The organism is Mesorhizobium sp. B2-3-13 (assembly GCF_006442195.1).
In the GTDB taxonomy this organism is placed as follows: domain Bacteria; phylum Pseudomonadota; class Alphaproteobacteria; order Rhizobiales; family Rhizobiaceae; genus Mesorhizobium; species Mesorhizobium salmacidum.
In genome coordinates this window covers 230,595-241,964 of sequence record NZ_VFVQ01000003.1, presented here as the reverse complement: position 1 = coordinate 241,964, position 11,370 = coordinate 230,595, and the positions used below count along the sequence as shown (strand labels likewise).

The 11,370-nt window shown below is 62.4% G+C and carries 10 protein-coding genes; 9 read left to right on the top strand and 1 reads right to left on the bottom strand.

The features are described 5' to 3' along the window. Positions 1–18: 18 nt before the first annotated feature. The 9 genes from FJ941_RS05790 to FJ941_RS05750 all read left to right on the top strand — a co-directional run bounded on the left by FJ941_RS05790 (position 19) and on the right by FJ941_RS05750 (position 10,442). Entirely contained in the window at positions 19–876 is an 858-nt protein-coding gene (locus FJ941_RS05790; protein WP_140503832.1) for an aromatic ring-hydroxylating dioxygenase subunit alpha, read from the top strand. Between the two features lie 33 nt (positions 877–909). Continuing rightward, positions 910–1,803, top strand: coding sequence for an aromatic ring-hydroxylating dioxygenase subunit alpha (locus FJ941_RS05785; RefSeq protein WP_140503830.1), 894 nt, complete (start codon positions 910–912; stop codon positions 1,801–1,803). Between the two features lie 24 nt (positions 1,804–1,827). Beyond that, complete coding sequence (locus FJ941_RS05780) at positions 1,828–3,594, top strand: Rieske 2Fe-2S domain-containing protein (protein ID WP_140503828.1); 1,767 nt, start codon at positions 1,828–1,830, stop codon at positions 3,592–3,594. Between the two features lie 9 nt (positions 3,595–3,603). Beyond that, complete coding sequence (locus tag FJ941_RS05775; RefSeq protein ID WP_140503826.1) at positions 3,604–4,254, top strand: glutathione S-transferase; 651 nt, start codon at positions 3,604–3,606, stop codon at positions 4,252–4,254. Between the two features lie 58 nt (positions 4,255–4,312). After that, complete coding sequence (locus FJ941_RS05770; protein WP_140503824.1) at positions 4,313–5,440, top strand: S-(hydroxymethyl)glutathione dehydrogenase/class III alcohol dehydrogenase; 1,128 nt, start codon at positions 4,313–4,315, stop codon at positions 5,438–5,440. Between the two features lie 139 nt (positions 5,441–5,579). Beyond that, complete coding sequence (locus FJ941_RS29640) at positions 5,580–6,221, top strand: ABC transporter permease (RefSeq protein WP_140503823.1); 642 nt, start codon at positions 5,580–5,582, stop codon at positions 6,219–6,221. Further along, positions 6,115–6,693: a hypothetical protein gene (locus tag FJ941_RS29635; RefSeq protein ID WP_281405561.1), complete on the top strand. Its 579-nt coding sequence runs from the start codon at positions 6,115–6,117 to the stop codon at positions 6,691–6,693. Before FJ941_RS29640 ends, FJ941_RS29635 begins: the two co-directional genes overlap by 107 nt. Before the next feature lie 403 nt (positions 6,694–7,096). After that, positions 7,097–7,882: a DeoR/GlpR family DNA-binding transcription regulator gene (locus tag FJ941_RS05755; protein ID WP_140503819.1), complete on the top strand. Its 786-nt coding sequence runs from the start codon at positions 7,097–7,099 to the stop codon at positions 7,880–7,882. Between the two features lie 82 nt (positions 7,883–7,964). Beyond that, positions 7,965–10,442: an FAD-dependent oxidoreductase gene (locus FJ941_RS05750; protein ID WP_140503817.1), complete on the top strand. Its 2,478-nt coding sequence runs from the start codon at positions 7,965–7,967 to the stop codon at positions 10,440–10,442. Here the strand turns inward: FJ941_RS05750 and FJ941_RS05745 are convergent. Next, positions 10,439–11,308: a LysR substrate-binding domain-containing protein gene (locus FJ941_RS05745; RefSeq protein ID WP_140503816.1), complete on the bottom strand. Its 870-nt coding sequence runs from the start codon at positions 11,306–11,308 to the stop codon at positions 10,439–10,441. The two genes, FJ941_RS05750 and FJ941_RS05745, sit on opposite strands and share 4 nt — an antisense overlap. Between the last annotated feature and the right edge of the window lie 62 nt (positions 11,309–11,370).

Genomic DNA, 11,370 nt, shown 5'->3' with positions numbered 1-11,370 from the left:
GAGTTGGGAGGGAAGCCGATGGCAACCCGCTGCGTCGATCGCGAGCTTCTGAATGACTGGCATGTTGTCGCCGACCAGGAATCGCTCAGCCAGGACACGCCATTTCCGACACGTCTGCTGGGGGCCGACCTCGTGGTGCGCAGGCGTCGCGACAGGACTGAGGTCGTGCGCTCCGATACCGGCTCCGTGCTGAGGAGCGCTGAGCGCTACGGCTTCATCTGGGCATGTCTCGACAAGCCTTGGCGCGACATCATCTACATTCCCGAGGCCAACGAGGCCGACCGCCATCTCGTCAGTGGCGGGTCGATCGCGGTCAAGGTGTCCGGCCTTCGGGCCGTCGAGAATTTTCTGGACATGGGCCATTTCCCCTTCATCCACACCGGCTGGCTTGGCGAAGAGCCGCATACGGAAGTGGCCCCCTACAAGGTGGAAATCACCGCTCAGGACGAGGTGCTGGCGACCGAATGTAAATTCTATCAGCCCATCGCCTCGCCGACCGCCAAGGAAGGATTTGTCGTCGACTACATCTATAAGGTGATCCGGCCCTATACGGTGGCGCTCTATAAGAGCAATCCGATCCAGAAGCATCGGCTCGACGTCATCACCCTGTTCGTGCAGCCGGTCGACGAGGAAAACTGCATCGCCCATCCCTACCTCTGCTATCTCAAGGAAGGTATGGAGGCGGCGACGGTTCGCAGCTTCATGCAGCTCATCTTCGGCCAGGACAAACCGATCCTGGAGAACCAGATGCCGAAGCGCCTGCCGCTCGATCCGCGCGCCGAGACACCGATCCGCGCCGACGCCGTCTCGATTTCCTACCGACGCTGGCTGCGTGACCGGGCCGTCACCTACGGCGCTATACCGGCGCAAATCTGATTTGGGCGCCCTGGCGGCATTGAAGAGGGTAATATGATGACAAAATGCTCGGATCCGGTGATCCTCAATCTCTGGCACCCCGTAGGCGCGATCGCCGAACTCGCTCCCGGAGCCTTCCAGGAAACGGTTCTGCTGGAGGAGCGCCTAAGCTTTGCCGTCGATGCCGATGGAGAGCCCGTCGTCTGGCGATCGCGGCAGGATATGCACCGGGCCGACCAGGTTCCGGCTGCCGACCGGCTGCCGGCAAGGAGCGCCTACGGCTATGTCTGGACCTCGCTCGGCTCGCCGCCGGCCGATCTTTTCCCGATCCCGGAATATGGCGAACCCGATCGTCGCAAGCTCAATGCAGCCACGTTCGGCGTCAACGTCTCGGCGCCCCGCGCCATCGAGAATTTTCTCGACATGGGCCACTTTCCTTATGTCCACACCGATATTCTCGGCGTCGAGCCGCACACCGAGGTCAAGGAGTACGATGTCGAGATCTCCGTCGACCGCGACGAGATCCTGGCGACGCGTTGCCGCTTCTTCCAGCCGATGGCTTCGACCGCTTCCGACGGTGGCGCGGACGTGGATTACGTCTATCGCGTGCCGCATCCCTATTGCTCGGTGCTCTACAAATCGAGCCCGGTCGACGAGGCCCGGCGTGATGTGATCGCCATCTTCCTGCAGCCGGTCGACCAGGAGCACGTGCGCGCGCACATGCTGCTTTGCGTGCTCGACGAAGATAATGAAGACAAGGTGATCAAGCGCTTCCAGCAGACGATCTTCGGCCAGGACAAGCCGATCCTGGAAAACCAGGTGCCGAAACGCCTGCCGCTCGATCCGCGCGCCGAAACTCCGATCCGTGCTGACAAGTCCGCCATCGCATACCGGCGCTGGCTCAGCCAGAAGGGCGTGACCTACGGGGTCATTCCGGCCGCGGCCTGACAAGACATTTTTTGGAGACGACGAATGCTGGAAATAGCCAAGAGCCAGTGGCATCCGATCGCTGCCGCCCATGACCTGCCCTACCGCCATGTTTTCCACGGCCAATTGCTCGGCCGGGAATTCGCGGTCTGGCGTGCCGACGACGGGTACGTCAACATCTGGGAGAACCGCTGCCTGCATCGCGGCGTCAGGTTGTCGATCGGCATCAATGACGGCCGCGAGCTGAAATGCCAGTATCACGGCTGGCGCTATTCGAACCGCACGGCCGGCTGCACCTATATCCCCGCGCACCCCGCCGATGCACCGGCCCGCACCATCACCAACCGGACCTTCCCGGCGGTGGAGCGCTATGGCCTTGTCTGGTCGTCCGAGGAGCCGCGGGGTGAGGTCCCCGATGTCACCGGGCTGACCGAGAGCAAGCTGCTGGTCTTGCGCGGAATCCCGGTCAACGCACCGGCCGGCAAGGTTGTGGAAAGACTGAGGGCCTATCGTTTCCAGCCCAGCGCCGCCGTCGAAGGCGAAGGTGCCGAGACCGTGGTCGAAGCTGCGCAGGATTTCGTGGTGGCGCTGCGCTCGGCGGACGGCGGCGCGCAGACGCGAGGGGTCTTCTTCGTCCAGCCGGTCGATTCCAACCGTTCGGTCATCCGCGGCGTGCTCGATGAGGATGCAGAAGGGGCGGCGCGCATCGCCATCCTGCGCCACCACAATGAAAGGCTGTCGAAGCTGCGCGACGAGGCGGAGCGCGAGGCGGCCACCGCGCAGGCGCCGGCGCCGATCGAACCGGTTTACGAAAGGGTGTCCACCGAACTCGCCGAAATGCCTGAAGCGAGCACGCATGCCCGTAAGGCGGCACTGCGCGTCACGGTGGCGAGGAAATGGCAAGCGGCCGACGGCATTGCCGGTTTCGAGCTTCGCCCGATCAAAGGCATCCTGCCCACCTTCCAGCCCGGTGCGCACATCGACGTGCACATGCCCAATGGCGAGATCAGGCAGTATTCGATCACCAACGGTCCTGGCGAAACCGACAGCTTCGTCATCGGCGTCAAGCTGGAGCGCGATTCCAAGGGCGGTTCGAAATGCATGCACGAAACCGTGCGCGAAGGCGACGTGCTGGCGATTTCCGAGCCGCGCAATAATTTCCCGCTGCGCCGCGATGCGATCAAGACGCTGTTCGTAGCCGGCGGCATCGGCATCACGCCGCTGTTGGCCATGGCGCAGGCGCTGAAGAACCAGGAACTGACGCACGAGCTTCACTATTTCGCGCAGGGCGAAGAACACCTCGCTTTCTCTGATCGGCTGAAGCATCTCGGCGATGCACTCAAGCCGCATCTCGCACTATCGCCGGACGCGACCGGAGCCGAGCTGCGGCAGATCCTCGCCGGTTACCGGAATGGGATGCATCTCTATATCTGCGGACCCGGACCGATGCTGGAGGCGGCGCGAAAGATCGCGGCCGAGCAGGGCTGGCCGAAGAGCGCGGTACATTTCGAGTACTTCAAGAACGCCAACAAGATCGATGACAGTTCGAGCTTCGAGATCGCCTTGGCGCGTTCGTGCGTCACGCTCCAGGTGCCTGCCGGCAAGACGATTATGCAGGTGATGCGCGAGAACGGCATCGATGTGCCGTCGTCCTGCGAGCAAGGCGCCTGCGGCACCTGCGTGGCGACGGTGATCGAAGGCGAGCCGGACCACCAGGACGTCTATCTCAACGATGCCGAGCGGAAAGCCGGCACCAGAATCATGACCTGCGTGTCGCGGGCCAAATCGGCGCGCCTCGTGCTGGATACCTAGGAGCAGCCGATGATCACGCTTTACGACTACGAACTGTCGGGCAATTGCTACAAGCTGCGTTTGCTGATGAGCTTCCTCGGCGTCGACTACAAGACGGTCCCGATCGATTTCTATCCCGGCCGCGAACACAAATCGGAATGGTTCCTGAGGCTCAATCCGCTCGGGCAGTTGCCAGTCATCGACGATGACGGGCTGGTGCTGCGCGACGCCCAGGCGATCCTGGTCTACCTCGCCGCGAAATACGATCCGTCTGGCACCTGGTACCCCAGGGACAACCCGGCCCTGCTCGGCGAGATCAGCCAGTGGCTGGCCTTCGCCGACAGCATTACCTCCACCGCATCGGCCGCCCGCCTGCACGATGGGCTGTTCTATGATTTCGACATCGATGCGGCGCGCGCCGGCGCGCACCGGCTATTCCGTATCCTCGACGAGCATCTGTGGTTCGGCGAACAGCAGGGGCGCGGCTGGATCTGTCCTGCCGATCATCCGACCATCGCCGACATCGCTTGCTTTCCCTACATCATGCTGTCGGAGGAGGGTGGCATTCCGCGTCAGGACTATCCGGCTATGCGGCGCTGGTGCGATCGCGTCAAGCGCATCAAGGGTTTTACCGTCATGTCGGGCGTGTTTCCTGCGGGACCGGCCAAGGCTGCCGCATAATTAATTTTCAATCGTATAGCCGGGCGATCGTCTCGGCGGGCAAGTTTGGGAGAGAGAAATGAAAACCCGCGCCGCTGTCGCTGTTGGAGCCGGAAAGCCGCTTGAGATCATGGAGGTCGACCTCGACGGCCCGCGCGAGGGCGAGGTGCTGGTCGAGATCAAGGCGACCGGCATCTGCCATACCGACGAGTTCACGCTGTCAGGCGCCGACCCCGAAGGCATCTTCCCGGCCATTCTCGGCCATGAAGGCGCCGGCGTCGTGGTCGATGTCGGCAAGGGCGTCACCTCGGTCAAGAAGGGCGACCACGTCATCCCGCTCTACACGCCGGAATGCCGGCAGTGTCCGTCCTGCCTGTCGCGCAAGACCAATTTGTGCACCGCTATCCGTGCCACGCAAGGCCAGGGCCTGATGCCGGACGGCTCGTCGCGCTTCTCGATCGGCAAGGACAAGATCTTTCATTACATGGGCTGCTCGACCTTCTCCAACTTCACCGTGCTGCCGGAGATCGCGGTCGCGAAGGTCAATCCGGACGCCCCTTTCGACAAGATCTGCTACATCGGCTGCGGCGTCACCACCGGCATCGGTGCGGTCATCAACACCGCCAAGGTAGAGCAAGGTGCGACATCAGTGGTCTTCGGCCTCGGCGGTATCGGCCTCAATGTCATCCAGGGCCTGAAGCTTGCCGGCGCCGATATGATCATCGGTGTCGATTTGAACAACGACAAGAAGGCCTGGGGCGAGCGATTCGGAATGACGCATTTTGTCAATCCGAAGGAGATCGACGGCGACATCGTCCCTCACCTCGTCAACATGACCAAGCGCGGTGCCGACCAGATCGGCGGCGCCGACTACACGTTCGACTGCACCGGCAACACCAAGGTGATGCGCCAGGCGCTGGAAGCTTCGCATCGCGGTTGGGGCAAGTCGGTCGTCATCGGCGTCGCCGGCGCCGGCCAGGAGATTTCGACACGGCCGTTCCAGTTGGTTACCGGTCGCAGCTGGATGGGCACCGCCTTCGGCGGCGCACGCGGTCGCACCGACGTGCCGAAGATCGTCGATTGGTACATGGACGGCAAGATCCAGATCGACCCGATGATCACCCACACGTTGAAGCTCGATGACATCAACAGGGGATTCGACCTCATGCATGAGGGCAAGTCGATCCGGAGTGTCGTGGTTTACTGAAGACGGCCACACGCCGCCGGCCATCCGGCCAGCGACCCCAGGAAGACAACCGTCTCGGAAGTCGGCGCCATGATGACCGGACGTAGGGAGGAGGCTATTCAATCATCCCCTTCGAACCAAGAACCGAGCGCGATGGCCCATGGCCGCCGCGTCCTTCGCCATGGCCATTGCCGCCGGACTTGCCGTGTCCGCCCTGCTGCCCGCCTCGACCGGCGCCAATGTCGGCCAGGTTTTTTCAACACTCGTGCAAGGCGCCGTCGGCTCGCCCAAGGCGATAGCCACGACGCTGGTCAAGGCGACGCCGATTATCCTTACCGGCCTGGCCACCGTCATCGCCTTCCGCGCACAGTTGTGGAGCATCGGCCAGGAAGGTCAGGTGTTTGCAGGCGCCATGGGCGGCTATCTCGGCGCGCAGGTGCTGGCCAGCCTGCCAGGCGTGGTGTTCTTCCCTGGCGTGCTCGTTTTCGGCATGGCGGCCGGCGTGGCGCTTGGCTGGCTCGCCGCGGTGCTCAAGAACCGTTTCGGCGTCAATGAAATCATCTCGACGGTGATGCTCAACTATCTCGTCGTCTACCTGCTCTCCTGGATGTTGCAGGGCGGCCCGTGGGGTGAGAGCGGCGGCACGATTTCTACCAACAGTCGCCAATGCTGCCCACCGAAGCCTTCCTGCCCGCATTGTTTGGCAGCAGCAGGTTGCATGCAGGCGTGCTGTTGCCCTTCTCACCGCCGCCATCTGCTCAATGGTGCTGTCGCGGACGCCGCTTGGCTACGCGATCCGTGACCTTGGCTACAATCCAGAGGCGCTTCGGCACAAGGGCGTCAACATCGGCCGCACGGTCACCATCATCCTGATGGCAAGCCGGGCGCTCGCGGCACTTGCCGGCGCAATCGAGCTGTTCGGCGTGGCGCATAGGCTGCGCGCCGACAACCTTGTCCGGCTTGGCTATGCCGGCATCATCGTTGGCATGATCGGCGGCTTACGACCGCTTGGCACGGTCATGGCAGGGCTGTTCTTCGGAGGGCTGGCCAGTGGCGCCGTCTATATGCGCGTGCTTGGCGATGTGCCCGCGGCACTGGTGCCGGCCATCCAAGGCATCAGCTTGGGGTGGTTGCGGCCGTTTCTGCCTACCACCTGGATGCCGGATGTCGTCTTCTCGGCAAAAAGCGGCCAGTCGCTCGTTTCGCTGATCGCTCGTTTCACGCCGCTCGGGGAGCGTTTGTCCATGAGCTGGGGCATGCGAGACATAGTCTGAAGCGTCGGGTCATGCTTTTTGTTTCGAAATTTGATCATTGCGTCGTCGATCTGCTTTGTCGCCAGCCTATGGGTGAGTCACCGATGATCATTTCCGCTGTCGTCGCAAATTATCCGGGCGAGGATTTGTGCGCATATCGATTTTGGCAAATTACGCTTCCACTGCCTGCCCGTGACAAGTGAACCATGTCACCGCAGGAGGCGGAACTCTGTCCACGGATACCGAAATTGGTGCCTGCTCGCCACATGCAGGTTTCCTCTCAGACGAGCTGGCGGCGAAGCTCGCGGGGCGCCGTGCGGTTGTGTTTGCCGATTAAGAAGCGATGGTGGTATCGACCATCAAGTTGGGCACACCGGCAAATGCCGCATCTTGCAACATTGCCGGGGCTTGGCCAAGGTGGAGCATGTCTGAATCGCAACCTGCTGTCAGCCGAGTCCTTGCGCCCCGTCGCCATGCTGAGATCCTGAAACGCGTTCGCGCCCAGGGATCAGTCAGCATTGCTGAACTCGCCGGCTTCTTCGATGTCTCGCGCGAAACCATCCGTCGTGATCTGAAGCTGCTGTCGGATCAGGGACAACTCGACATTGTGCACGGTGGTGCTGCCCGCTTTGAACCGAGCGAACCGGCGATGAGCTTGCGCAGCCAGGAAAACGCTCATGGCAAGGCGGCGATCGGCAAGGCGGCCGTCGGATTGATCAGGAATGGCATGGTGGTCTTTCTCGATTCCGGCACCACCACCTTGGCCGTCGCGCAGGCCATGATCAAGTTGCGCGATCTTACCATCTGCACGGCAAGCCTGAAGATAGCGCTGCATCTGTGCCATGTCCCGGGCATGCGCGTGCATATGCTGGGCGGCGAAATCGATCCGGGCGAGGAGGCGGCTTCCGGCATCGACACACTCGATGCAATGGGCCGCTTTCGCGTCGACATCGCCTTTCTCGGTGGCGGCGCCCTGTCGCCGGAAGGCGACGTGACGGACTTCACCCGTGCCGGCGCCGAGCAGCGCGGCCGTATGATCGCGCTCGCCGGCAAGGCTTATTTCGTGCTCGATAGCAGCAAGTTCGGCAAGCTGACACCGCTCAGGATTCCGAATTTCGAACGGGCTGCCGGCGTTATCGTCGACGCCAATCCCGGACCAACGCTTGCGGAGGCGCTTTCGCGAAAGGGGCCAGAGCTCCTCGTTGCTTGATGTGATATTTTGTGACTTTTTGAGTTGATATTTGGTTTCTCTGTGTTAGTGTCCCGACCATCCCTCCAATGGCGGAACGCTCATGGCAAATGAATTTCCCACCCACGCTCGCGTTGTCATCGTCGGTGGCGGCATCATTGGCTGCTCGGTCGCCTATCATCTGACAAAACTCGGCTGGACCGATGTTGTCCTGCTTGAGCAGGGACAACTCAGCGGCGGCACCACCTGGCATGCTGCCGGTCTTGTCGGTCAGTTGCGCAGCCATTCGAACATGACCAGCCTGATCAGATACTCCACCCAGCTTTACAGCGAGTTGGAGGCCGAAACCGGCCTTGCCACCGGCTGGAAGAATTGCGGCTCGCTGTCTGTTGCGCGCACCGCTGATCGCATGACGGTGCTGAAGCGCACGGCCGCGTCGGCGCGTGCTCAGGGCGTGGAGATCGACGTCATCTCGCCCCGGGAGGCTGCAGATCTCTGGCCGGTAATGGCGACGGACGATCTCGTCGGCGCCGTCTGGCTGCCGGGAGACGGCAAGGCCAATCCCACAGACTTGACGCAATCTCTGGCCAAGGGCGCGCGCAACCGCGGCGCTAGGATATTCGAGCGGGTGAAGGTCACCGGCATCACGGTGAAAAACGGCGTCGCCTGCGGCGTCGAAACGGAGCGCGGCGACATCGCCACCGAGATCGTCGTCAACTGCGCCGGCCAATGGGGGCGCAAGGTGGGTTTGATGTGCGGCGTCTCGGTGCCGCTGCATTCGGCCGAGCATATGTACATCGTCACCGGCAGGATCGAGGGCGTGCACCCGGACCTGCCTGTGATGCGCGACCCTGACGGCTTCATCTACTTCAAGGAAGAGGTCGGCGGCCTGGTGATGGGCGGCTTCGAGCCGCATGCCAAGCCGTGGGGCATGAATGGAATCCCCGAAAATTTCGAGTTCGCGCTGTTGCCCGACGATTGGGACCAGTTCGAAATCCTAATGGAAAACGCGCTGGTCCGCGTGCCGCAGCTGGCGCATGCCGAGGTCAAGAAATTCTACAACGGTCCCGAAAGCTTCACGCCGGACAACAATTTCATCCTCGGCGAAGCACCGGAACTGAAGAATTTCTATGTCGGCGCTGGCTTCAATTCGATGGGCATCGCCAGTGCCGGCGGCGCGGGCAGGGCACTGGCCGAATGGATCGTCAACAGCGCACCGACCATGGATCTGTGGCCGGTCGACATCAGGCGCTTCGCCTCGTTCAACAACAACCCGCGCTGGCTGCATGACCGGGTCAAGGAGACGCTCGGCCTGCACTACGCCATGCCATGGCCGAACCGGGAACTCGACACCGCGCGGCCGTTCCGCCGCTCGCCGCTCTATGACCGGCTGGCCGCCAGGGGCGCCTGCTTCGGCTCCAAGATGGGCTGCGAGCGCGCCAACTGGTTCGCCGCACCGGGAGAGAAGCCCGAGAATGACTATGCCTTCGGCCACCAGAATTGGCACGAGGCGGTCCGCCGCGAGATGAAGGCGACGCGCGAGGCTGTCGCCATCTTCGACCAGACGTCTTTCGCAAAACTGCTTGTCCAGGGCCGCGACGCTTGCGCCGTGCTGGACCGGATCTGCGCCGGCAATGTCGATGTACCTATAGGCACGTCGGTCTACACGGGTGTGCTCAACGCGCGTGGCGGCTATGAAAGCGATCTCACCGTGATGCGGCTGGGCGCGGAAAAATTCCTCATCGTCACAGGGTCCGCGCAAGCGGTCCACGACGCCGACTGGATCATCAAGAACATTCCGGCCGATGCGCATGCGATCCTGACTGACGTCACCTCCGCCTACGCCGTGCTGGCCGTGATGGGGCCACGCTCGCGCGATCTCCTCGCCAGACTGTCGTCGGCCGATCTCTCCAACGCGGGCTTTCCCTTCGCCACCATCCGCGAGATCGATATCGGCCATGCCACCGCCTATGCCAACCGCATGACCTATGTCGGAGAGCTCGGCTGGGAGCTGATCGTGCCGACCGAATTTGCCGTCGGCGTCTACGAGGCGCTGCATGATGCCGGCCGCGAATTCGGAGTGCTGGACGCCGGCTACTATGCGCTCGACGCCTTGCGCATCGAAAAGGGTTTTCGTGCCTGGGGTCGGGAATTGACCCCTGACATCAACCCTTGGCAGGCCGGGCTCGGCTTTGCCGTAGCCATGGACAAACCCGGCGGCTTCATCGGCCACGAGGCGTTGGTCAAGGCAAAGTCATCGGCGGCACCAGTAAAGCGCGTCGTGCTGTTCACTCTCGACGATGCCGAACCGATGCTGTGGGGCGGTGAACTGATCCTGCGCGACGGCAAACCGGTGGGCGAAGTCCGCTCGGCTGCCTACGGCCACACGCTTGGCCGCTCGGTAGCGCTCGGACTGATCGAGAATGAAGCTGGCGTCGATGCCGCGTTCGTCACCGGCGGACGTTTCGAGATCGACCTTGCCGGCGTGCGCCATACTGCCACGGCGCATCTGCGCAGTCCCTACGATCCAAAGTCGGAGCGGGTGAAGGCGGATGTGGTGGAGGTGAAAGCTGCAGCTTAATCCACCGACATGGAACGCGCCATGTCGAGAAAAGCGCGCACGAGCTTGCCGCCGCTGCGTTCACGCAGGCAGATCAGCGCTTCGTCCATCAAGGTCTCGGGGGCGTCGATGGTAATCGCCACCAGCCGCGAATCCTGGCCGAACTCGGCCGCCGAGACAAAGCCGATGCCGGCGCCCGAGGCGACGATTTCGCGGACCGCCTCGCGGCCTTCGGCCTCGATCACGGGTCTCAATTCGATCTTCGACACCGCGGCGAGTTCTTCGAGCTTCTGACGCGTCTTCGAGCCGCGCTCGCGCATCACCAGCGATTCCAGCGCGAGTTGCTTGAGGGTCAGCGATTTCCTACCCGCCAGCGGATGATCGATGGAGGCGAAAGCGATGATCGGCGTGGAGTTGAGCTTCAGCACTTCGAAGTCGCGCCCCGTAGGCACCTCGCCCAGCACGCCGATGTCGGCATCGTAGCTGTAGAGGCTGCTGATCACCGTCTCGGTGTTGCCGGCGCGCACCGAAACCTGGACACCGGGATAGCGCGCCCGGAAGCTGCCGAGGATATGAAGAAGATGATGCGCTGCATCGGCTACGATGCGCAGCGTGCCGGCGCGCAGGGCGCGCGATTCCGTCAACAGTTCGAGTGCCTGTTGCTCGGTGTCGAACATGCGGTGGGTTATTTCGAGCAGCTTCTGGCCCGAATGGGTCAGCCTGACCTGCTTCTTGTTCCGGTTGAAGAGCAGGACGTCATACTCTTCCTCGAGCTTGCGCACCTGGTCCGAGATGGCCGGCTGGGTCAGGAACAGCGCTTCCGCAGCGCGTGAAAAACCGCCTGAAATCGCCACCTGATGAAAGGCCCGCAACTGGACGTAGCGCATCTTTTCCGCCCTTCGAGATCCCGGAAGCCTATCATAAGCCACATTAATTGAAAAATAGAAAT

What these genes read in the sequence shown, in the direction of transcription:
- FJ941_RS05745 (WP_140503816.1), bottom strand. Translation starts at nt 11,308, where the DNA reads ATGCGCTACGTCCAGTTGCGGGCCTTTCATCAGGTGGCGATTTCAGGC.
- FJ941_RS05755 (WP_140503819.1), top strand. Translation starts at nt 7,097, where the DNA reads ATGTCTGAATCGCAACCTGCTGTCAGCCGAGTCCTTGCGCCCCGTCGC.
- FJ941_RS05785 (WP_140503830.1), top strand. Translation starts at nt 910, where the DNA reads ATGATGACAAAATGCTCGGATCCGGTGATCCTCAATCTCTGGCACCCC.
- FJ941_RS05775 (WP_140503826.1), top strand. Translation starts at nt 3,604, where the DNA reads ATGATCACGCTTTACGACTACGAACTGTCGGGCAATTGCTACAAGCTG.
- FJ941_RS05790 (WP_140503832.1), top strand. Translation starts at nt 19, where the DNA reads ATGGCAACCCGCTGCGTCGATCGCGAGCTTCTGAATGACTGGCATGTT.
- FJ941_RS29640 (WP_140503823.1), top strand. Translation starts at nt 5,580, where the DNA reads ATGGCCGCCGCGTCCTTCGCCATGGCCATTGCCGCCGGACTTGCCGTG.
- FJ941_RS05750 (WP_140503817.1), top strand. Translation starts at nt 7,965, where the DNA reads ATGGCAAATGAATTTCCCACCCACGCTCGCGTTGTCATCGTCGGTGGC.
- FJ941_RS05770 (WP_140503824.1), top strand. Translation starts at nt 4,313, where the DNA reads ATGAAAACCCGCGCCGCTGTCGCTGTTGGAGCCGGAAAGCCGCTTGAG.
- FJ941_RS05780 (WP_140503828.1), top strand. Translation starts at nt 1,828, where the DNA reads ATGCTGGAAATAGCCAAGAGCCAGTGGCATCCGATCGCTGCCGCCCAT.